The sequence below is a fragment of the Erwinia sp. HR93 genome, from assembly GCF_034555055.1.
Classification (GTDB): domain Bacteria; phylum Pseudomonadota; class Gammaproteobacteria; order Enterobacterales; family Enterobacteriaceae; genus Apirhabdus; species Apirhabdus apintestini.
This window is the reverse complement of record NZ_JAXUDP010000001.1, coordinates 605,115-627,084: the sequence shown is the minus strand read 5'-3', so window position 1 is coordinate 627,084 and position 21,970 is coordinate 605,115. Positions and strand designations below refer to the sequence as shown.

Annotated in this window: 23 protein-coding genes; 14 read left to right on the top strand and 9 right to left on the bottom strand. The window is 45.4% G+C overall.

The genetic code is table 11. The annotated features are described in order from the left end of the window. Window position 1 precedes the first annotated feature (1 nt). Genes SFA31_RS03055 through SFA31_RS03030 form a run of 6 tightly spaced genes read left to right on the top strand, consistent with a single transcriptional unit; the run spans window position 2 to window position 5,884 of the window. Window positions 2–1,024 (top strand): glycosyltransferase, encoded by a 1,023-nt coding sequence (locus tag SFA31_RS03055; RefSeq protein ID WP_322836647.1) that lies wholly within the window; start codon window positions 2–4, stop codon window positions 1,022–1,024. A 15-nt stretch (window positions 1,025–1,039) separates the two neighbouring features. Continuing rightward, on the top strand, window positions 1,040–2,035 hold the full coding sequence (locus SFA31_RS03050; protein WP_322836646.1) for a glycosyltransferase family 8 protein: 996 nt from the start codon (window positions 1,040–1,042) through the stop codon (window positions 2,033–2,035). 12 nt (window positions 2,036–2,047) lie between these two features. After that, on the top strand, window positions 2,048–2,740 hold the full coding sequence (rfaY, locus tag SFA31_RS03045; RefSeq protein ID WP_322836645.1) for a lipopolysaccharide core heptose(II) kinase RfaY: 693 nt from the start codon (window positions 2,048–2,050) through the stop codon (window positions 2,738–2,740). 26 nt (window positions 2,741–2,766) lie between these two features. After that, window positions 2,767–3,798, top strand: coding sequence for a glycosyltransferase family 8 protein (locus SFA31_RS03040; RefSeq protein ID WP_322836644.1), 1,032 nt, complete (start codon window positions 2,767–2,769; stop codon window positions 3,796–3,798). A gap of 20 nt (window positions 3,799–3,818) precedes the next feature. Beyond that, the gene (locus SFA31_RS03035; RefSeq protein ID WP_322836643.1) at window positions 3,819–4,601 is read left to right on the top strand and encodes a glycosyltransferase family 25 protein; all 783 of its coding nucleotides are present in this window, start codon (window positions 3,819–3,821) and stop codon (window positions 4,599–4,601) included. A 29-nt stretch (window positions 4,602–4,630) separates the two neighbouring features. Beyond that, complete coding sequence (locus tag SFA31_RS03030) at window positions 4,631–5,884, top strand: O-antigen ligase family protein (RefSeq protein ID WP_322836642.1); 1,254 nt, start codon at window positions 4,631–4,633, stop codon at window positions 5,882–5,884. A gap of 63 nt (window positions 5,885–5,947) precedes the next feature. Here the strand turns inward: SFA31_RS03030 and rfaC are convergent, their stop codons facing one another. From rfaC to rfaD, 3 genes are read right to left on the bottom strand one after another with little or no spacing between them, the layout of a single operon-like run. Beyond that, window positions 5,948–6,913 (bottom strand): lipopolysaccharide heptosyltransferase RfaC, encoded by a 966-nt coding sequence (rfaC, locus tag SFA31_RS03025; protein ID WP_322836641.1) that lies wholly within the window; start codon window positions 6,911–6,913, stop codon window positions 5,948–5,950. A gap of 3 nt (window positions 6,914–6,916) precedes the next feature. Continuing rightward, window positions 6,917–7,963, bottom strand: coding sequence for an ADP-heptose--LPS heptosyltransferase RfaF (gene rfaF / locus SFA31_RS03020; protein WP_322836640.1), 1,047 nt, complete (start codon window positions 7,961–7,963; stop codon window positions 6,917–6,919). 14 nt (window positions 7,964–7,977) lie between these two features. Then, the gene (gene rfaD, locus SFA31_RS03015) at window positions 7,978–8,910 is read right to left on the bottom strand and encodes an ADP-glyceromanno-heptose 6-epimerase (protein WP_322836639.1); all 933 of its coding nucleotides are present in this window, start codon (window positions 8,908–8,910) and stop codon (window positions 7,978–7,980) included. A gap of 2 nt (window positions 8,911–8,912) precedes the next feature. Here rfaD and SFA31_RS03010 point away from each other — a divergent pair, with 2 nt between their 5' ends. The 3 genes from SFA31_RS03010 (at window position 8,913) to tdh (ending at window position 11,376) form a co-directional block, all read left to right on the top strand. Continuing rightward, window positions 8,913–9,071, top strand: coding sequence for a hypothetical protein (locus SFA31_RS03010; RefSeq protein WP_322836638.1), 159 nt, complete (start codon window positions 8,913–8,915; stop codon window positions 9,069–9,071). Between the two features lie 70 nt (window positions 9,072–9,141). Beyond that, a complete protein-coding gene (gene kbl / locus SFA31_RS03005) occupies window positions 9,142–10,338 on the top strand; it encodes a glycine C-acetyltransferase (RefSeq protein WP_322836637.1) in 1,197 nt (398 codons plus the stop codon). Between the two features lie 9 nt (window positions 10,339–10,347). Next, window positions 10,348–11,376: an L-threonine 3-dehydrogenase gene (tdh, locus tag SFA31_RS03000; protein WP_322836636.1), complete on the top strand. Its 1,029-nt coding sequence runs from the start codon at window positions 10,348–10,350 to the stop codon at window positions 11,374–11,376. 162 nt (window positions 11,377–11,538) lie between these two features. Here tdh and SFA31_RS02995 read toward each other — a convergent pair whose 3' ends face one another. From SFA31_RS02995 to gpmM, 3 genes are read right to left on the bottom strand one after another with little or no spacing between them, the layout of a single operon-like run. After that, window positions 11,539–12,486, bottom strand: a complete 948-nt coding sequence (locus SFA31_RS02995) for a divergent polysaccharide deacetylase family protein (protein ID WP_322836635.1) — start codon at window positions 12,484–12,486, stop codon at window positions 11,539–11,541. A 3-nt stretch (window positions 12,487–12,489) separates the two neighbouring features. Continuing rightward, on the bottom strand, window positions 12,490–13,773 hold the full coding sequence (gene envC, locus SFA31_RS02990; protein ID WP_322836634.1) for a murein hydrolase activator EnvC: 1,284 nt from the start codon (window positions 13,771–13,773) through the stop codon (window positions 12,490–12,492). A gap of 9 nt (window positions 13,774–13,782) precedes the next feature. Continuing rightward, entirely contained in the window at window positions 13,783–15,330 is a 1,548-nt protein-coding gene (gpmM, locus tag SFA31_RS02985; protein ID WP_322836633.1) for a 2,3-bisphosphoglycerate-independent phosphoglycerate mutase, read from the bottom strand. A 252-nt stretch (window positions 15,331–15,582) separates the two neighbouring features. On the opposite strand from gpmM, the gene SFA31_RS02980 reads away from it, so the two are divergent. The 5 genes from SFA31_RS02980 to cysE all read left to right on the top strand — a co-directional run bounded on the left by SFA31_RS02980 (window position 15,583) and on the right by cysE (window position 18,858). Next, the gene (locus SFA31_RS02980; RefSeq protein ID WP_322836632.1) at window positions 15,583–16,017 is read left to right on the top strand and encodes a rhodanese-like domain-containing protein; all 435 of its coding nucleotides are present in this window, start codon (window positions 15,583–15,585) and stop codon (window positions 16,015–16,017) included. 18 nt (window positions 16,018–16,035) lie between these two features. Next, complete coding sequence (gene grxC / locus SFA31_RS02975) at window positions 16,036–16,284, top strand: glutaredoxin 3 (RefSeq protein ID WP_322836631.1); 249 nt, start codon at window positions 16,036–16,038, stop codon at window positions 16,282–16,284. Between the two features lie 192 nt (window positions 16,285–16,476). Then, a complete protein-coding gene (secB, locus tag SFA31_RS02970; protein WP_322836630.1) occupies window positions 16,477–16,944 on the top strand; it encodes a protein-export chaperone SecB in 468 nt (155 codons plus the stop codon). Further along, window positions 16,944–17,954 (top strand): NAD(P)H-dependent glycerol-3-phosphate dehydrogenase, encoded by a 1,011-nt coding sequence (gene gpsA, locus SFA31_RS02965; RefSeq protein ID WP_322836629.1) that lies wholly within the window; start codon window positions 16,944–16,946, stop codon window positions 17,952–17,954. Before secB ends, gpsA begins: the two co-directional genes overlap by 1 nt. An 82-nt stretch (window positions 17,955–18,036) precedes the next feature. Continuing rightward, on the top strand, window positions 18,037–18,858 hold the full coding sequence (cysE, locus tag SFA31_RS02960; RefSeq protein WP_322836628.1) for a serine O-acetyltransferase: 822 nt from the start codon (window positions 18,037–18,039) through the stop codon (window positions 18,856–18,858). A gap of 430 nt (window positions 18,859–19,288) precedes the next feature. Here the strand turns inward: cysE and trmL are convergent, their stop codons facing one another. The 3 genes from trmL to cpxR all read right to left on the bottom strand — a co-directional run bounded on the left by trmL (window position 19,289) and on the right by cpxR (window position 21,911). Then, the gene (gene trmL, locus SFA31_RS02955; protein WP_322836627.1) at window positions 19,289–19,762 is read right to left on the bottom strand and encodes a tRNA (uridine(34)/cytosine(34)/5-carboxymethylaminomethyluridine(34)-2'-O)-methyltransferase TrmL; all 474 of its coding nucleotides are present in this window, start codon (window positions 19,760–19,762) and stop codon (window positions 19,289–19,291) included. Between the two features lie 80 nt (window positions 19,763–19,842). After that, window positions 19,843–21,216: an envelope stress sensor histidine kinase CpxA gene (cpxA, locus tag SFA31_RS02950; RefSeq protein WP_322836626.1), complete on the bottom strand. Its 1,374-nt coding sequence runs from the start codon at window positions 21,214–21,216 to the stop codon at window positions 19,843–19,845. After that, the gene (cpxR, locus tag SFA31_RS02945; protein WP_322836625.1) at window positions 21,213–21,911 is read right to left on the bottom strand and encodes an envelope stress response regulator transcription factor CpxR; all 699 of its coding nucleotides are present in this window, start codon (window positions 21,909–21,911) and stop codon (window positions 21,213–21,215) included. The genes cpxA and cpxR overlap by 4 nt, the downstream gene beginning before the upstream one ends. Between the last annotated feature and the right edge of the window lie 59 nt (window positions 21,912–21,970).

Genomic DNA, 21,970 nt, shown 5'->3' with positions numbered 1-21,970 from the left:
GATGTCTACTGGAGGAGTTATGTATTTTAATAGGCATGAGATTATCAAAGAGATCATAGCATTTGGTTCGCACTCTAATAAGATAGAAAGTGTTAAGCACATCGCCTATGGCACTGACGCTAGATTTCTGGTTGGTTGCAAAATCTCAATATCCTCGATATTACAACAAAATAAAGAACATGATTTTTGTTTTCATATTTTTACAGATAGCATTGATAAAAATGATTTAATAAAAATCAAAGAGATGGTTGAGACAAGCTCTACAGTTATCAAAATATATTTTATTAAAACAGATAAATTAGAAAATCTCCCCAAAAATAAACTATGGTCAATTGCTATATATTATCGTTTGTTAATTGCGGATTTTTTCTATGGAGAAGTAAATCGTATACTTTATCTTGATTCGGATATTATTTGTAAAGGTGATATCTCAGAACTATTTTCGCTCAATATCAATAATAATTATGTTGCAGCTGTAGCAGAGCGTAATAATGAATGGTGGGCGAAAAGATCTCACGATCTGGGTGTAAGTAAGATTAAAGATGGTTATTTTAATAGTGGTGTTTTAGTTATTAATATTAATGAATGGAAAAAAGGAGATATTACAGGAAAGGCTATTTTGACATTAAATAATATAAAAGATTTTAAAGGAATTATTTACTATGACCAGGATGTGTTAAATATATTGACTGCTGGCAGCGTAGTTTTTATAGATAAAATATTTAATACGCAATATAGTCTAAATTATGAATTAAAAACTGAATCAGTTTGTCCGATAAATGAGAATACTCGACTTATTCATTATATAGGTCCATGCAAGCCATGGCATAGTTGGGTTGCTATGTATGATGCTGCTCAATTTTATAGAGACGCTAAAGAAGTATCGGTTTGGGAAAATGATAGATATATTTCTCCTAAAAATAGTATGCAATATCGTTATGCCGCAAAACATAATTTTCATCAAAATAAATATGTTCATGGATTATTTTTATATTTAAAGTATTTTATCTCAAAATTAATATAATAATTAGGATGTAAAATGAAAAATTTTATCAAAGATACATTTACCTTAGGCGATACAAAAGTAAGGAACCAACAAATCGCTTTAAATATCGCGTATGGCGTGGATAAGAATTTTATATTTGGAACAGCAATCTCAATTACGTCAGTACTTATAAATAACGAAGATATACCTCTGGCATTTCATATATTCACTGATTCTATTGATAGCGACAATCTGGATAAATTTAACCAGTTAGCGAAATTATATAATACAATGATAACTGTTTATATAATTGACCCTATGACTTTGAGTTACTTACCTGTTTCTGATTTCTGGAGCCATGCGATCTATTTTAGATTATTAGCTTTTGATTATCTTAGTAACATTTTAGGGAAAGTATTATATGTAGATGCTGATATCGTCTGTAAGGGGAGCCTTTCATCTCTGTTAAAAATCTCTCTGGAAGAAAAATTCTCGGCGGTAGTACCCGATCTGGAAAAGACCAGAGAAAATAGCGCCAAGCGATTGGGAGTTGAAGAATTCAATGAAACATATTTTAATTCAGGATTAATTTACGCTAATTTAAATAAATGGGAAGAAAATAATTTATCAGAGTATATATTTTTATTATTAAAAGGTAATACTAAATTTGGTAATTTAAAGTATTTTGATCAAGATGCTTTAAATATTGCCTTTGGTAATAATAATATTTATCTCTCTCGAGATTTTAATTGTATATATTCAATTAAAAATGAACTTAAGGCAAGAAATAACTCCGATTATAAAAATACAATAAAAGAATCAACTGTTTTTATTCATTATACTGGTGTCACAAAACCATGGCACAAATGGGCCAGTTATGAGTCAACATCATTTTTTCATCAGGCACTTCTGCGCTCTCCCTGGAAGGACAGCCCTTTAAAAGATGCAAGTACCAGAAGTGAATATCAGAAGCGTTATAAGCATGAATTAAGGCAAAGGAAATATATTTATGCATTAATGCATCTAATTAATTATAAATTAAAACATTGAAGCGGCTTGAATATGATAACGTATAGAAAGATTTTAGGTTATAAAGTCTACTTGAAAGATGATAATCATAAATATATTGATATCTTTCTGAATGCAATAAAGTATAAGGTTGAATGTGTAAAGGTCCTAAGAAATATTGATGACACCAAAGTTTCTCTAATCAGAACCGAGCATGGTCTCTATATTTTTAAAGTTTTTGCACCTAAATCTAAAAAGCTAGAACGTTTTTTGAAGTCCTTTGTAAAAGGAGATTATTATAAAAACCTTATCATTCAGACAGATAGGGTTAGGGAGAAGGGTAACGAATTCCCGAATGATTTTTATCTTCTTGCTGAAAGGAAAATACTTAATTACGCCAGTGTATTTATTATGCTAATTGAGTATATAAATGGCATTGAATTGGATGATATGGAATGTATTAGTGAAGAGATAAAAACTGAAATAAAACAGAAGATGGATAAACTTCATTCAGATAAAATGTTATCAGGTGATCCGCATCGTGGGAATTTTATTGTTGAAAAGAGCGGTGTTAGGATAATAGATCTCTCGGGTAAGTATTGTAATTCCCAACGAATGGCAAAAGATAGGCTAGCAATGGAACGCCATTTAGGCATAAAGAATGATAAAAAAGATGTTGGTTATTATCTGGTCGTTTATAAATTAAAGTTACGTAATTTTCTTAAAAAAATAAAAGGAAAGAAATGAGTGGCTTTATCTCTGGGAGATGGTAAATGTTAAAAATAATGAAAGATAGCATACAAAAAACCTATATGTTTGGTACCGATCTAGCTAATACGGACTCAGTATTAAACATTGCCTATGGCGTCGACAAGAATTTTATGTTCGGTGCTGCAATTTCAATGCAATCAATATGTGATTATAATAGTACTTTGAACTTAAAATTTCACATATTTACCGACTATATAGATGATGAATATTTAGCTCGTGCTGAGTTATTTTCTAAAAAGAGTAATGTTCATCTTTCTATTTATGTTGTATCCCAAGATTTTGTAAAAATATTTCCAAGCGTTAAACAATGGTCTCATGCCACTTTTTTTCGATTTCTTGCTTTTGAAAAGCTTAGTTATATTTGTGATAGAGTTTTGTATATAGATGCTGATGTGATTTGTAAAGACGATATATTATCGCTTAATGAATTAAATTTTGATTCAGAAAAATACGTTGCAGTTGTTAAAGACAATGCCTATATGCAAGGTAAACCGGCAGAAAGGCTCAATGTTCCTGGCTTGGCAGGTAACTATTTCAATGCGGGTGTAATATACCTTAATCTCTCTGAATGGAAACGAAGAGGGTTTATACATAAAGCCATTAGTATGCTAAATGATGATCCTAACCATATGAAATATAAATGTCTTGATCAAGATATACTTAACATTCTTTTCTTTGGAGGATGTATTTACCTTAATAATGCATTTAATCAACTTTATGGAATAGATTATGAGCTACGTAATAAAAGTGGTTCCGAATACCTGAAAAGTATAAAAAGTGATACAAAGTTGATCCATTATGTTGGCATCACTAAACCATGGCATACATGGGCTACTTACCCTAGCGGGAAATTCTTTCGTGATGCTTATAATCATTCTGCATGGTTTGATATTCCCTTATTGGATGCTAGTGGTGAAAAGCAATATAAAGTGAGATTCCGACATTCCTTTAAAAAAAGCCTTATTTCTCAATCAATTATCTATTATATAAAATATCAAACTGTAAAGGTTTTGAATAAATTAGGTTCTAAGTAATAACGGAAAATTTGGAGCGTATGATGGCGGTTCCTATTTATGTCGTTTCTTTATTAAAAGATAAAGAACGTCGAAAAAAAATCTCAGATGATTTCAAGAAAATAGATATCGATTTTTCCTTTTACGATGCCATTGATGCTAAATGTTCTGAAAATAAAACTCTTATAGAAGAAGTTCGTTTGAGCGGTGGGGATGCAGCTGAAATGAGTGATGGCGAGATTGCTTGTGCATTAAGTCATCGTAGCGTTTACCATGATTTTCTAATTAAAAATCATAATTGGGCTATTATACTTGAAGATGATGTCATTATTGATGATCAGCTAGGTTATTTCTTCGATTTGTTGAATTCAGAAAAAATAAATAAACTGAATAATGACGATCTTTATATTCTTGGTGGGCAGAAAGGATTGCATGACTATCCCGTAATTGCCACGAGTTTATTCACTTTTGTTGATTTTGGGAAGATAAAATTAAGAAGAGTGACCTATAATCAACATAAAATTAGACGAACTTGCAGTTATCTAATTAGTCAAGAAATGTGTGGGAAAATACTAAACTTAGCGAAGAAAGATGGTATATTTCGTGCCGATGACTGGAAGAGAATGAAGAGAAATGGAGTTATAAATAACTTTTTCCTGTCTGAAATAATAGAACATCCAATTGTATGTGAATTAAATAGTCACCTTGAGGCAGAACGTAATTTAAGAACAATCAATAAAAAGTCTCCAAGAAGTAAAGTTAATTTGTTTCTGAAAAAATCTAGAGCTTGGCTTCGGACTTTCTTTTTCTCTTTTTCAGCCTAATATGTTTATTATATCCCGAGAAAACTAATATGATTGAACTCCTTCTAAGAAGGTATATCCCAATAATAATTTTTATTTTTCTTTCGCTTGGATTTATTTCACTTTCAATTGATCCGCATATCGCAAATAAAGCAATTACTATCGCTGGCTTACTGTCGTTAGCTCTTGTTTCTTTTAATGTAAGATATTATCTACTGCTGTCAAAGGGAATGAAGTGTTTTTTCTTGTCATTATTATTCCTTGGGTGTCTTAACCTGCTTTGGTATGGCTACTTCAAAACACCTGAAGCAATATATAAGAATGCATATCGTGGGTATCTTGAAGCGGGAAAAATGTTATTTTTTAGCGCATTTATACTTCTGGTAATAACCAAAAGAGAGATATTCTCTAGCTATAACTATTTTCTGATACCTGCTTTAACAGGGCATATTATTTTGTTAATAAGGGCATTCTATCAAGGCGCCTACTTGAATATTGATCGCATCCCTCTGTCTGCAATGGATGCTGTCCCTGGAACTATGGGGGCCGCTACTATTGCTGCATATATGATCACTTTCTCATCACTTTATGCGTTACTGACTTTACTTAAATCTAATTTAAAATATAGATTACCTCTTTTTTTCATTATTTTTATACTGAGTTTTTCTGCAGTGACGATGACTGGAACAAGATCTGCAATTTTTACTTTACCGTTAATAACTGCTATTGCGCTTATATTTTCTTATAAAGATAAGCGAAAGGTAATTAAGATTATCCCTGTATTTGTTATATTGGTTTTGGCATGCGGATTATTGTTTAATAAAGCAATCACTTCCAGAGTAAATTTAGCCTATAAAGATGTTGAGCTTTATAAAAAAGGTAAAGCATCTACATCTATAGGTGCACGTTTTGCGATGCTAGAAGGTGGGTTTTTAGTTACTGAGAAAGACTTAACGTGGCAATCATTGGAAGATAGGGGAAGAAAAATCAAACAATTATCTCAGGAAAATAAAATATTCAATAGTGTTTCTGCTTATTTGGACGTACACATGCATAATGAGTGGATTGAAGCTTTATCGACAAAAGGAATTATTGGAATAATCATCCTCGTATTTTTCTATATATCACTAGCATATTACTCTTTTTCAGAGAAAGAGCCGTTAATTTTAACATTTCTTATAGCAATGCTACTATTTGGTATAAGTGATGTAATTATGCATGCTAAGCCTATTCCTTCATCATGGTTGACTACGTTGCTATTATTTTGCTCCCTTATATCGGAAAGAAGAAATAGAACTATTTAGCCTCTGAGGCCAACACATTAATGTTGGCCTTATTGTTAATATAATTGGATATTTATAATAATCTCAAGAGAGAAAGTTTTTTATTGCTTGACTAAGTAAAGTTACTGATAGTTTTTTAAGCTCCCCGCCTTGCGCACGACATGCGATTTGATGCTTTCCATACCCACCAATTAGCCCAGGATCTGTAGGGCCATATAAAGTGATATTTGGGCAATCCAGCGCGGCGGCCAGATGGCTTAACCCCGTATCTACAGAAACAACGAATTTTGCGCCTGCAAGTATTCTCGCGATGGATTCGAGATCCAGCTTGGGCAACACTTCAGCATATTTGAACCCTTCCGCTAAACGCCTGGCGCGTTCTTCCTCATGCGGTGCACCCCAGGGGAGTTTAATCTTTAACCCCGTTGGCCCCATCAGCGCGATAAGTTCCCGCCAGTGCTCTTCTGGCCAGTGTTTATCCTCTCGAGTAGTTGCATGTAAGAAAACGGCGTATTTTTTTTCGTCCGTTAAATTTAAACCCGCAAAATGGCTTGAAATGGCGTAATCACCCTGTTCTGCGGGTTTTTGATAGCCCAGGCTTTTGGCGAAGAGCTCCCGGGTACGCTCAACGGCATGTTGGTTTTTCGGTACTGAGTGGCGGCGCTGATAGAACAGTGTCGCTAATGGCTCTCGGGCACTGCGCCAGTCAAAACCGTGGCGAACGCCTTTTGCATGATGAGTGACCAGAGCCGCGCTTTTTACTAACCCCTGCGCATCAATGACGGCATCATAGCGTTCTGAGCGGAGCCTGCGACGAAATGCGGCACGCTCAGCGCGAACTGCTGATGAAAACCAGGATTTACGCCAGCGGCGTATAGCTACGGGGATAACATTGCTAACCGCCGGATGCCAGCCCGGTATTTGCGCGAAATTTTCTTCAACCACCCAGTCAAAATGAATTCCGGGAATTGCCTTTGCAGCATCGGTTAGGGCTGGAAGAGTGTGCAGAACATCGCCCATAGACGATGTTTTTACGATCAACACGCGCATAAACTACACCTCTTTGTTATTTAATAGACCGTGCAGTTCATTTAAAACACGCTTAGGGGAAATATCTATCAGGCTTTGGTGATAGCCTTCATCCGCAGCTCCTTTGCGAATTTTATGATAGCCACTGATTAGGCGGATTACCCGCGCCTTGTTTGATAGCGGTGGCGTGAAGTCCGGGCTGCTAGGGCCATATACCGCTACCAGTGGGCGGCCTAGCGCGGCCGCAACATGCATCAAGCCTGAATCATTAGTGACTATAGCCTGGCAGGCGGCAATTAACCCCACGGCTTGATCCAGCTCGGTTTCGCCAGCCAGATTTCGGCACCATGGCTGCTGCTCGGCGGGAAGGGCCGCGATAATCTGTTCACCGGCGGTTTTATCCTTTGCGGAGCCAAATAGCGTAATTTGGTAGCCATCCTCTATGAGGGACTGAGCCAGAGATGCATAATGGTAATGTGGCCAGCGTTTGGCTGGCCCGAACTCAGCGCCCGGACAAAATCCGATTAATGGGCGAGCGTCGTCGATAGAGAACTGAGCGCAGACTTTACCTTTTTCCCCTTCGCTAACCTGTAATTGTGGCCAGAGCAGAGGGTGAGGCAGTTCTTTTGCCGATTGCATTGTCCCTTTGTCGTAGGCCAGTGCGATATAGCGCTCAACCATAAGCGGCCATGCTGATTTATCCAGCTTGCGAACATCATTTAACAGACCGTAGCGCATTTCTCCCCGCCAGCCGGTCCGAATTGGGATGTGAGCAAAAAAAGGAATTAACGCTGATTTAAATGAGTTAGGTAGTACAAAAGCGCGATCGTAGCGTTTTTCTCTCAGAGCTAAACCCAGACGGCGGCGTTCACTCAGTGCAAAAGCCCCATGCCCCAGAGGCATGGAAATGGCTTCGTTCACTTCCGGCATGCGGGCGAGTAAAGGACGGCACCATGCAGGTGCCATTACATCGATAATTGCCTGAGGATAGCGGGCTCGAAGCGTGCGATAAAGACTTTGCGACATCATCATGTCGCCTACCCACGAAGGGCCAATCACCAATATTTTCATGAGCAAGGCAACCGTTATACGCTGCGATTCAGCCAGGCCATATATTCCGCAACGCCTTCTGCCACTGTTTTAAACGGCTGGCTGTATCCTGCGGCGCGCAGATTTGTCAGATCGGCCTGAGTATAAGCCTGATAGCGGCCTTTCAGCTTTTCCGGGAAGGGAATGTATTCAATGCTGCCTTTCTGATGATACGCGAGCGCAGCGTCGGCGACGGCCTGGAAAGATTCGGCGCGACCGGTGCCGCAGTTAAATATGCCGGATTTACCGTGTTGCCAGAACCACAGGTTAACAGCAGCGACATCGCCCACATAGATAAAATCTCGCTTAAAGCCGTCGCTTCCTTCGAATAATTTGGGGTTCTCCCCGTTGTTAAGCTGAGTATTTAAATGGAAAGCAACGCTTGCCATACTGCCTTTATGGCCTTCACGCGGACCATACACATTAAAATAGCGGAAACCGACAATTTGAGATGATGCTTGTGGAAGTATTTGGCGCACGTATTCATCGAATAAAAATTTGGAATAGCCGTAAACGTTGAGCGGCTGTTCGTATTCGCGGGATTCAATAAAATCGCTGCTGCGGCCGCCATAAGTGGCGGCAGAAGAGGCATACAGGAAAGGAATTTCATGTTCAAGGCAATAATGAAGCAGCTCTTTTGAGTACTGATAGTTGTTATCCATCATGTACTTACCATCCCACTCCGTAGTGGATGAGCAGGCGCCCTCATGAAAGATGGCGTCAATGTCACCGAGATCTTCACCGGCCATGATTTGAATCAGGAAGTCTTCTTTATCCATGTAATCGGCGATATTCAGATCCACCAGATTAATAAACTTGGTACCGTCTTTCAGGTTATCCACAACCAGAATATCGTTACGTCCAATTTCGTTCAAAGCTTTGATAATGTTGCTGCCGATGAAGCCAGCGCCGCCGGTGACAATAATCATAAGTGTTAACCTTTAAACAGTGGAGCCGGGCGACAGGCGCCCGGGCGCTTAATGCCTTTTATCATACCATCTCATTGATGACCGGGCAGCCCGGGAGCAATATCGATCCTGAAACTTTTACCGGTGGTCGTGATTTATGCTGCAAAATGGGTAATCCCTGAAGCGTCATCTCGTATCAGACCGTACCTTTAGGTAATATGGGCCAAATTTCGTCATGCCTGGAGAATTGCAATGCGAAGAGATTTTTATCAACAGTTAACGGCCAGTCTGGATGCGGCACGCGCTGAAGGGCTGTTCAAGGAGGAACGCATTATTACCTCCGCGCAGCAGGCGGATATTACGGTCGCGGGCGGCGGCAGTGTCATTAATTTCTGCGCTAATAACTATTTAGGATTGGCCAATCACCCGGCGCTGATTGCGGCGGCGAAACAGGGAATGGACAGTCACGGTTTTGGTATGGCGTCGGTACGCTTCATCTGCGGTACTCAGGATAGCCACAAACAGCTTGAGCAAAAGCTCGCAGATTTCCTGGGGATGGAAGATGCGATTTTGTACTCATCGTGTTATGACGCTAACGGTGGGTTATTTGAAACGCTGCTGGGGCCGGAAGATGCGATTATCTCTGATGCGCTAAACCATGCGTCGATTATCGACGGCGTGCGTCTGTGTAAAGCGAAGCGCTACCGCTATGCCAACAATAATATGGAAGAGCTGGACCAGCGCCTGAGAGAAGCACGCGAGGCTGGTGCGCGTCATATCATGATAGCGACCGATGGCGTGTTCTCAATGGATGGCGTTATTGCAAATCTGCAGGGCGTCTGCGATCTGGCGGATAAATATGATGCGCTGGTAATGGTAGATGATTCCCATGCTGTCGGATTCGTGGGCGAAAATGGGCGTGGAACGCATGAATATTGCGGTGTGATGGACCGCGTTGACATTATTACCGGCACACTGGGTAAGGCGCTGGGCGGCGCATCCGGTGGTTATACTGCAGCCCGAAAAGAGGTGGTGGAGTGGCTGCGTCAACGTTCCAGGCCCTATTTATTCTCTAACTCTCTGGCTCCGGCGATTGTTTCCGCGTCAATTCAGGTGCTGGAGATGCTGGCCAGCGGCAGTGAGCTGCGTGAGCGACTGTGGGCCAATGCTCGTTTGTTCAGGGAACGGATGAGTGCTGCCGGCTTTACGCTGGCTGGAGCCGACCATGCGATTATCCCAGTCATGCTGGGCGATGCCGTCGTGGCTCAGAATTTTGCCCGTGAGCTGCAGCAGGAAGGCATTTACGTTACCGGATTTTTCTATCCTGTGGTACCAAAAGGCCAGGCGCGCATTCGTACGCAGATGTCCGCGGCGCACTCCACCGAGCAAATTGAGCGTGCCATTGACGCGTTTACGCGCATTGGCCGGAAGCTGAACGTTATTGCCTGAGGACACGTTATGAAAGCGTTAGCGAAACTGAAAGCCGAAGAAGGTATCTGGATGACCGATGTCCCTCAACCTGAGGTGGGGCATAACGATTTACTGATTAAGATTCGTAAAACCGCTATTTGCGGCACAGACGTACATATTTACAACTGGGATGAGTGGTCGCAAAAAACGATTCCGGTGCCGATGGTCGTAGGCCATGAATATGTTGGAGAAGTCGTTGGAATGGGGCAGGAGGTGCGCGGTTTTCGCATCGGCGATCGCGTATCTGGCGAAGGCCATATTACCTGCGGGCACTGCCGTAATTGTCGGGCGGGGCGCACGCACCTGTGTCGCAACACCATTGGCGTTGGCGTCAACCGGCCCGGCTGTTTTGCGCAATATCTGGTTATCCCGGCCTTTAACGCCTTCAAAATCCCGGACAATATTTCTGACGATTTGGCCTCTATTTTCGATCCATTTGGTAATGAGGTACATACCGCGCTGTCGTTTGATTTGGTCGGCGAGGATGTCCTGGTTTCCGGCGCCGGACCTATCGGCATTATGGCTGCCGCAGTGGCAAAGCACGTGGGAGCCCGGAATGTTGTGATAACCGATGTAAATGAATATCGCCTGGGGCTGGCGCGCAAAATGGGTGTAACCAGGGCGGTAAATGTGGCGCAGGAAAATTTGCCCGACGTCATGCATGAGCTAGGTATGAGCGAGGGGTTTGACGTTGGTCTGGAAATGTCCGGTGCGCCACCCGCGTTTCGAACTATGCTGGATACCATGAATCACGGTGGGCGTATTGCGATGCTAGGCATTCCTCCATCAGATATGGCCGTTGACTGGACGAAAGTCATATTTAAGGGGCTGTTCATTAAGGGGATCTATGGCCGCGAAATGTTCGAGACCTGGTACAAAATGGCGGCCCTCATTCAGTCTGGCCTTGATTTAGAACCCATCATTACACATCGTTTTTCTATTGATGATTTTCAGAAAGGCTTCGACGCTATGCGCTCCGGCCAGTCTGGAAAAGTTATTTTAGACTGGGGTGCCTAAACGCGCTTATTCACCCGGAAGAAGGGCCGCTAAAAGCGGCCCTTCTCTTAGTAAAAATGCGAGTGGATCCTCACAAAGGCATTCGCAATACGCCTTTTCAGCACGCAATCAACGTCGCTTTCTATGCGAAGAGTTTTACGGAAAGTCTACCTGGTTTTCGTATTAGCTGCGCGGCTGGTTCCAGCCTTGCCACTGAAGTTGAAGATATTTAACCAGCGTACTTTGCGCCATGCTCTCTTGTAAGACGCTAAAGAAGCGATCTGCATTCACCGGCGCTGGTCGCCGCCTCAGCTTACAAATATGCAGGTTTTGCGCCGTGGGTGAAAGAGGCTTATGCGCGGGCGGTGCGGCGTCAGCGTAGCCCGGCGTAGAGGCTGCCGCATGCTGTGGTTCATTCAACAGGCTCGATGGGCGTACCAGTGTGATATCTGAGGGTAGTCTGCGTAACTCTTGCTGAAGCACTCGCACCGTAGTGGGGTGCGGATGGCCGATAGCAATCGCCGAGCCATTACGTCGCGCCAACGCTATCGCACGGTCATATTGCTGGCGAACAGCGGCTTCATTCTGGTTATCATCCAGAAAAACCTTACGTTTAATTACTTTAACGCCAGTGCCTGCGGCGGCGCGCGTTGCCTGGCTATTACCGATGGTGACACTATCAAGGAAATAAAGGCGATAATTCTTGAGCGCCTGCATGACCTTTTGCATACCGAACAGGCTGGAGGTCATGGCGCTACCCATGTGATTATTCAAACCCGTAGCGTGCGGGACTTTCTGCACGGCGTCGTGGATAATTCGCTCGATTTCAGCGCTGCTCATTTCTGGGCGCAGGGTGTCTTTTTCCAGCGGCTGTTTACTTAACGGGGCCATCGGTAAGTGAATAAGCACTTCGTGCCCGGCACCCCACGCTTTATTGGCCATGTCCCGGGCATGCGGTGCGTTAGGCAGTACGGCGATAGAAATGGGGGCTGGAAAAGCGATAACCTGATTTTCCTGATGCGGACGATAGCCAAAATCATCAATCACAATCGCCAGCTTTCCCGCAACCGCGTTAGCATTTAGCATCAGCGATACGGTTACCGCAAAAATTGTACTTCGGAATCGCAGCAAAACTTATTTTCCCAACCACGGTAGTGGATTGACGGCCTGCCCCTGGCGACGAATCTCAAAATAGAGCGATGGCCGCCCCTGGCCCCCGCTGTTGCCAACCAGCGCAACGGGTTGTCCTGCTCTAACCTGCGCGCCGACATTTACCAGCGCACTTTGATTATAACCATAAAGACTCATATCGCCTTTTCCGTGCTCGATGACCACCACCAGTCCGTATCCCTGAAGCCAGTCGGCCAGAATTACGCGCCCATCGGCAATGGCTTTTACTTCGGCCCCTTCGGATGCGCCAACCACAATGCCTTTCCATCGTAGTTCGCCCTGCAGCGCTTCGCCAAAGCGATGTAACAGCGGCCCTCGGGCAGGCCAAAGCGCCTGGCCGCGCGGAGAGCCAAGGCCGCCGGTTCGCGCCATGAGCGAACGCTCACTCTCCGTTGGCCTGTAGGTGGTGCCTTTACGTGACGCTTCCTTTTGGCGATCGCGTACACGCTGCGCTTCTTTGGCTTCACGCTCGGCGCGTGCTTTTGCCGCCGCGGTGGCTTGGGCGATGCGATCGCGCAGGCGCGACTCGTTCTGCCGCATCTCATTCAACTGCTGCTGGTTTTCATGAATAGAGACTTCAAGGCGACTAAGCGTATTTTTACGCTCGCGACGAGCCGCTTCCAGTTTTCCTTGCTCAGCGCGCTGGTTATAGAGCAATGTTTGCTGTTGTGATTGTTTTTCTTCCAGCTCTGCTTTTTGCTGCGATACCACCGCCCGCGTTTTTTGCAAATCGTGAATAGTGTTTCTACGCGCCTGATTCAGATAGCCAAAATAAGCCTGCAGACGCTGCCCGCGCTGGCCTTCCTCACCGCTTAAAATCAGCTGTAGACCCGTGTGAGGCCCCTGACGGAATGCTGCGTCGAGCTGGGCCGCAAGCGCGCGCGTTTGGGCTATACGCTGTTTTTCAAGGCGGCTGATAGAGGCGTTTAAAGTAGTGATTTGTTGGTTGAGGGTGGTGAGAACGTTTTGTGTTTCGCGCAGCTTACGGGCGGCGGTGGCTATCGCTTTTTCCTGGGCCTGTAACGTATTGAGGAGCGCAGTGCGCTGCTGCTGCTTTTGCCGGACGGCCTGCTCTTTGGCGGCGATGTCCTGTTGAATAGATTTAAGGCGTGCCTTATCGTCGGCCTGAGCGGATGTCAGGCATAACAATACGCCAGCGCTGAACGCGCTGGCGTAAACGAAAGGCTTTAACGGGAATCGTCCCGATATATTGCCCCATGTTCTCGCAAAAATCGTCTTTCCCCACATGGGGAAAGATTATTCCACGATGAACAGCGGCTTACCAGTCATCTCTTGCGGGATTTCTATTCCCATGAGAGTCAGCATGGTTGGCGCTATATCTGAGAGCCGGCCACCGTCGATTGCTTTCACTGATTTTTCACCCACATAAATCAGCGGGACCGGCAGGTTGGTATGCGCCGTATGCGCCTGGCCGGTGGCCGGATCGCGCATTTGCTCTGCATTGCCGTGATCGGCGGTAATCAGCAGTTGGCCGCCAGCAGTTTCCACTGCCTGCGTTACTTTATCGATGCAGGCATCCAGCGTTTCTACGGCTTTAACCGCGGCTTCAAAAACGCCGGTATGCCCAACCATATCGCCGTTCGGATAGTTACAAATAATCGCGTCGTATTTGCCGCTCTGTATGGCGCCAACCAGCTTCTCTGTAAGTTCTTCAGAACTCATCTCAGGCTGTAAATCGTAGGTTGCCACCTGCGGAGAGTTAATCAGGATGCGATCTTCGCCTTCAAATGGCGTCTCGACGCCACCGTTAAAGAAGAAGGTAACGTGTGCATATTTTTCAGTTTCGGAAATGCGCAATTGGGTTTTATCCTGCTTCGCCATCCACTCACCAAAAGTATTTAGTAACGAGGCCGGCGGGTAGGCGCAGGTTGTATTAATATCAGCAGCATATTCTGTCAGCATGACAAAATCGCTGAAGTTAACCACTTTTTTGCGCGCGAAGCCGGTAAAGTCTGGATTTACGAATGCGCGGGTGATTTGGCGGGCGCGATCGGCTCGGAAATTCATAAAGATGAGCGCATCGCCATCTTCCATCGCGGCATCCGGTTCACCGTTTGCGCGAATTACCGTTGGTTTTACAAACTCATCATTTTCATCGCGCGCATAAGCCGCCTGCAGCCCTGCTACAGCGCTATCAGTCAGGTATTCTCCTGAAGCCTGCGTCAATAAATCATAGGCTAGCTCAACGCGATCCCAGCGATTATCGCGATCCATTGCGTAGTAACGGCCAATGAGAGAAGCCACGCGGCCTTTACCTAGCGCGTTAAACTTTTCACTGAAGCGGCGGAGGGATGGCTCTGCGCTACGCGGCGGCGTATCGCGTCCATCCAGAAATGCGTGCAGATAAATCTTCTGTGCACCGCGCTCTGCGGCTAGTTCAATCATTGCCATTATATGGTCTTCATGGCTGTGAACGCCGCCCGCGGAGAGCAGGCCCATAATATGTACAGCTTTGTCGGCGGAGACTGCTTTATCGACAGCGGCGGATAGCGCAGGATTTTTGAAGAATGAGCGCTCTTTGATTTCAACGTCCAGCCTGGTGAGGTCCTGATAAACGACGCGCCCCGCGCCTAGGTTTACGTGTCCAACTTCTGAGTTACCCATTTGGCGATCGGGAAGGCCAACTTCTAGCCCTGATGCATCAATTAGCGTATGAGGGCGCTTTGCCCATAGGGCGTCCATTACCGGCGTTTTTGCGCGAGTAATAGCATTATCCTGCTGATCTTCGCGATAACCGTAGCCATCCAGGATGACCAGAACCATTGGTTTTTTAGATACTGACATTGCAAACAACCTCGTGCATCAAAGTCAAAGTTGAATCGATTCTACTACAGGCGTGCGGGATTTATAGCCTCGAAAGATCAAAGAATCTGAGCCTGCCGCTGGGTAAGTAGATGAAGCACAGGCGCGATAATTTTTTCGTAATAGAGCGCAAAACGTGATTCCATTATTTTAACCGGCTGTATTTGCCACGGCGCGCAGGTATACTCCTGTCTTGGTTTTTTTATCTTTATTTAGTCGGGAGCTGTACCCCCCATGCAAGAGATTATGCAATTCGTTGGCCGTCACCCCATACTCAGTATTGCGTGGCTGGCGTTACTGGCAGCCGTGCTCTATACCACATTCAAGGGCCTGACCTCTAAAGTTAAGGTCGTGACGCGCGGTGAGGCTACAAGTCTAATTAATAAAGAAGATGCGCTGGTGGTTGATTTACGTCAGCGGGATGAATTCCGCAAAGGCCATATTTCAGGCGCTGTAAATGTGCAGGCTGGCGACATTAAACGCGGTAATTTAGCGGAAATCGAAAAACATAAAGGCAGGCCTGTCATTGTTGTAGATGCTAATGGCATGACGGCACAGGAGTCGGGCGAGCGATTGATGAAAGCCGGTTTTGAACGTGTCGTTGTACTTAAAGACGGTGTGGCTGGCTGGAGCGGCGAAAACCTTCCGCTAGTGAGTGGGAAATCATAAAGCCGGGAGGCAAATGTTATGGCAAAGATCGATATTTATACTAAAGCTACCTGCCCATACTGCCATCGCGCAAAAGCCTTGCTGGAAGGTAAAGGCGTGGCGTTCAACGAATTGCCAATTGATGGCGATGCGCAAAAGCGTGAAGAGATGATTACGCGCAGTGGGCGCACTACGGTGCCACAGATTTTTATTGATGAGCGGCATATTGGTGGTTGCGACGATTTGATGGCATTGGAAGCGCAGGGCGGATTAGATCCGCTGCTGTAATTGCACACATTGAGTTAATTAGATGAGTTTACCGGCCATTGAGGCAGGGTTGGGCTCTGTTAAGAGCCGATGGCTGCCGCAGTGCCGTAGGCGAATAGTTTTCTGCGCAATGTGTCAGGAAATATCGCTAGCCGGGCGGTAATCGATTATCGCGCGTAATATTAAGGATAGGACTTTACAAAGGGTTTATTTATGTCAGAACAAAATACCACCGAAATGGTTTTTCAGATTCAGCGCATCTACACCAAAGACATCTCTTTTGAGGCGCCAAATGCGCCGCAGATTTTTCAAAAAGAGTGGCAGCCCGAAGTTAAGCTGGACCTGGATACCGCTTCCAGTCAGCTTGCGGATGACATATATGAAGTGGTTCTGCGCGTGACGGTCACTGCGACACTGAATGATGAGACGGCTTTTCTGTGTGAAGTACAGCAGGCTGGTATCTTTAGCGTTGGCGGTATTGAAGGCACGCAGTTGGCACACTGCCTGGGTGCGTATTGCCCGAACATCCTGTTCCCGTACGCGCGCGAAAGTATCACAAGCCTGGTTTCTCGCGGTACCTTCCCGCAGCTCAACCTTGCCCCGGTCAATTTTGATGCGCTGTTTATGAACTATTTACAGCAGCAGGCTGGTGAAGGCGAGCAAGAACATCAGGATGCCTGATGAAGACTCAGCGTGCGTCTATGACTGTGATCGGTGCCGGCTCGTACGGCACCGCTCTTGCGATTACATTAGCGCGAAATGGGCATCCCGTTGTTTTGTGGGGGCATAACCCGCAAAATATCGCGCAATTACAGCGTGAGCGTTGTAACACGGCCTTTCTTCCTGATGTTCCGTTTCCGGATACACTCTATCTTGAGTCTTCCTTAAGTGATGCGCTAGCCGCCAGCCGTGATATTTTGATTGTGGTACCAAGCCATGTATTTGGTGAAGTGCTAACCCAAATTAAGCCACTTCTACGACCAGATGCTCGTTTAGTATGGGCGACTAAAGGGCTGGAAGCTGAAACCGGGCGTTTGTTGCAGGACGTCGCGCGGGAGATTCTGGGAGACAACATTCCTTTAGCCGTAATCTCAGGCCCGACGTTTGCTAAAGAGCTGGCGGCAGGTTTACCAACCGCGATAGCCGTTGCGGCGACTGATGATGATTTTGCCCAGGATCTGCAGCAACTTTTGCATTGTGGCAAAAGCTTCCGGGTCTATCGCAATCATGATTTTATTGGCGTACAGCTTGGCGGGGCGGTGAAAAACGTCATTGCTATTGGCGCTGGAATGTCAGATGGCATTGGGTTTGGTGCGAATGCACGAACTGCGCTAATTACCCGCGGACTGGCAGAAATGTCCCGGCTGGGAAGCGCCTTAGGTGCGGATCCTGCTACGTTTATGGGGATGGCGGGGTTAGGTGATTTAGTATTGACCTGTACGGATAACCAATCGCGTAATCGCCGCTTTGGAATGATGCTAGGGCAAGGGCTGGATGTAGATAGCGCGCAGCATCAAATCGGCCAGGTTGTTGAGGGCTATCGTAATACCCGCGAGGTGCGCGAATTGGCTGCCGGTGTTGGCGTGGAAATGCCGATAACCGAGGAAATTTACCAGGTCTTGTATTGCCATAAAAATGCGCGCGAAGCGGCGTTAACCTTATTAGGACGCTCGCAAAAAAACGAGCATTGATAAGCGTTATAAATAGAGCTAACGTCGTTCGGTGGCGTTATCCACCTAGTTTTAGCGATCGGCTCTATTTCAGGAGAGAGAGATGTTGTGTGAAGAGGTTGGACTAGTCTGGAATAATATTAAGGCAGAAGCTCGCGCATTAGCGGACTGTGAGCCAATGCTAGCCAGCTTCTATCATGCGACACTGCTAAAACACGATAGCCTGGGCAATGCGCTGAGTTACATGCTGGCTAACAAGCTGGCGTCGCCCATTATGCCAGCGATCGCAATTCGCGAAATGGTTGAAGAGGCCTATGCAGCCAATCCCCAAATGATAGCCTCCGCGGCGTGTGATATTCAGGCCGTGCGAACCCGCGATCCGGCCGTTGATAAGTACTCGACCCCTTTGCTTTATCTGAAGGGTTTTCATGCGCTTCAGGCCTACCGTATCGGCCACTGGCTATGGAATGAAGGACGTCGTGCTCTGGCTATTTTTTTACAAAATCAGGTCTCGGTGACGTTTCAGGTTGATATTCATCCCGCTGCACATATTGGGCGCGGAATCATGTTAGACCATGCAACCGGTATTGTGGTCGGGGAAACAGCGATTGTGGAAAATGACGTTTCTATTCTGCAATCGGTGACGCTAGGAGGCACCGGGAAAACCAGCGGCGATCGCCATCCCAAAATTCGTGAAGGTGTGATGATAGGCGCCGGGGCAAAAATTTTGGGAAATATTGAAGTAGGGCGAGGCGCGAAAATCGGAGCGGGGTCCGTTGTACTGCAGGCTGTGCCGGCTCATACGACCGTGGCCGGTGTGCCGGCGCGTATTGTAGGTAAGCCTGGCACTGAAAAACCCGCTATGGATATGGATCAACACTTCAATGGAACTGTGCCCGGTTTTGAATTTGGTGATGGCATTTAAATTAATAAAGGGTTGATGCAATGTTTTTATTGGCTATTAGATGAGAAGTTAGTTATGGGTTTTTTCTTATAACGGAATTATTCAGCAGAACTCTTTTTCATTATTACCAGGATAATATTTAAAGGCTATTAAGCGATAACAAAAATTTGTTTTTGTTATCCAAGTGGTTAGTTTATTTTTCTCAGAACTACCTATTTATAAATTTTTTGTTTGTACTATTCTGTTTGCCTGTTAATAAATAAAAGAAGGCTTAATATGATTTGCCGTAAAGCTAAAATGCACTAATGAAAATTTTTTATTACTATGAGCTTATAATCTTTATATGCAAGCATTCTTATAAGGAAAATACCTCACAAGAAATTGAAAATCCTGGCATCAGCTTTAGTTAGATATATTTAAATAATCATGTTTTTTACTGAGGGTGTCTTCATTATCCCTTCAGTAGCGCGCCGGCGTAACCCAATTGCCGCCAGGCCTCGTAAACTACAACGGACACTGCATTCGAAAGATTCATGCTCCGGCTATCTGGCGTCATGGGAATACGGATTTTTTGTTGCTCTGGCAGAGCGTGTAAAATTTCAGCGGGAAGGCCGCGCGTTTCTGGTCCAAACATCAGATAATCCCCGGCAATATAGTGAACGGCGCTATGGGCAGGAGTCCCTTTTGTGGTGAGGGCAAATAAGCGCTGGGGCGCTTCTTGTTCCAGAAAGGCAGTATAATTTTTATGGCGTATGACTGCAGCAAATTCATGATAATCAAGCCCAGCCCTGCGCAACCGTTTGTCATCCCATGTGAATCCCATAGGTTCGATAATATGCAAGCGGAAGCCAGTATTAGCACACAGGCGAATGATGTTACCGGTGTTTGGGGGAATTTCTGGTTCAAATAGTACAATATTGAGCATTGTTAATTCCTTATAGGCGGATGCAGCATAGCAAATTTTTATTATGCCTGGATCATCTCTCCGCAGAGAGATGATCTGCCTTAGGAGCGCTGATAGAGTGGAAGCCAGAGGGTTAAGCGCAACCCGCCTAACGGGCTGTCGTCCGCTCTTACCCAACCTCGATGTTGTTGAATGGCGGTCTCAACAATGGCGAGCCCTAAACCGGTGCCGCCGGACTCCCTATCGCGAGCTTCATCCGTGCGGAAAAAAGGACGGAAAATCTGTTCCCGATCTTCTGCGCTGACGCCTGGGCCATCGTCATCTACTGTAACCATAATCCCTTGATTATCAACAGAAAAATTCACCGAAATCTGTGAGTGAGAATAGCGTAATGCGTTGCGCACGATATTTTCCAGCGCACTTTCCAGTGCGCTACGATTTCCGTATAGAAGCCAGGGGCCTGGGGGATAGGTAATTTCCAGCTTTTTCCCACGCTGTTCGGCTTCAAACGCAGCGTTATCCAGCATTTCACTCCATAACTGATTGGCTTTAAGCGTTTCACTCACCAGCGCATTCTTTTGCTGATTGCGTGACATAACCAGTAAGTCATTGATCATGCTGTCAAGGCGCTGGGCTTCCGTTTCAATACGCGCAAGCTCTTTGCTTTCGCCACTGCGGCGGCGCAGTAATGCTGTTCCAAGCTGTAACCGCGTCAAAGGCGTTCTTAACTCATGAGAGATATCGGATAGCAGACGCTGCTGGCTGGTCATCATTCGTTCTAGGGCGGTTACCATTTGGTTAAAACTTGCTCCTGCAGCCAGGAATTCCTGAGGGCCGGCTTCCAGCTCGGGATGCTGTCGCAGGTTGCCTTGGGCCACTTCATCGGCGGCATTTTTAAGCTTACGCGCAGGTTTTGCCAGGCTCCATGCCAGCCACAGCAGTAGCGGAGCGCTAACTAACATGGTGACAATAAGTAACAATAATGGCCTATCAAACAAAAGATTAATAAAATCCGATTGAGAATTGCTGGCTGGACGAATCAAATAGAGTTGATAATTATCTTCGCCATCGCGCACAGAGAACGGGCCAACAAGTTCGACGCGGCCATATTTCTTCTTTTGAGGCTGGTCTGCGTTATCTGACTGGCCGATAAAGTTACGGATTATTTGCATTTCGTTGCGCTGAGCACCGATAACGCGCCCTTCGCTGGTGACGAGTAACAACCGTTGTCCTGGAGGGGCCCATTTATCTATAGCGCGGAACAGGCGTCGCCACCACATTAAATCATTGGGAGGGTCGTTACTCAGCTCCACTTCGACATGCTGTTCAATCATAATTCCCTGGCGCTGCTCGCTTTCCATTAGACGGGTCATCTGGCGCGAATCAAGCTTTGGGAGCATTAATACCAGCATCAATACCAGCGCCAGTGTAAGCCAAAAAATAGCGAAAATGCGCGCGGTAAGACTGCCTATCATGAAGCCGACACCATTAGATAACCGCGACCACGGAGGGTTTTAAACCACGGATGCCCGTCTTTACGGTCCGGTAGTTTCCGGCGTAGATTGGATATGTGCATATCAATTGCGCGATCAAAAGGTGTTAGCCGCTTACCTAAAACCTCTTGGCTAAGATGTTCTCGCGAGACCACCTGGCCAAGATGCTGAGCCAGCAAGTACAGCAGGGTAAACTCTGTACCTGTTAACTCAAGCGCAGTCCCCTCAAAGCTTGCTTCCTGGCGTCCTGGATTAAGTTTGAGTGCATCAACTTCAAGAGTTGGGGACGTATTTTCGCTGGTTTGTTGCTGTTCACTCCAGTTAGAGCGGCGTAAAATTGCCCTAATCCGAGCCACGAGTTCGCGATCGTTAAATGGTTTAGGTAAGTAATCGTCAGCGCCTAGCTCTAGTCCTAAAACACGATCCAGTTCGCTGCCACGCGCCGTAAGCATAATGACGGGCGTTTGGTATGTTTGACGTATTTCTTTTAGCGTATCGATACCGTTCTTCTTCGGCATCATGACATCCAGCAATAGCAGATCGATGCTATCATCAAGAAGCCCCAAAGCCGGCTCGCCATCATTAGCGACGATGACATTAAAACCTTCCATATCAAGAAGTTCTTTTAACAGCGATGTTAACTCTCGGTCATCGTCGACCAATAAAATTTTATTCATTTTTAATTCCTCCGGGGCAGAAATTACGACATCCGAAACTGCTAATCCATGACTTTACG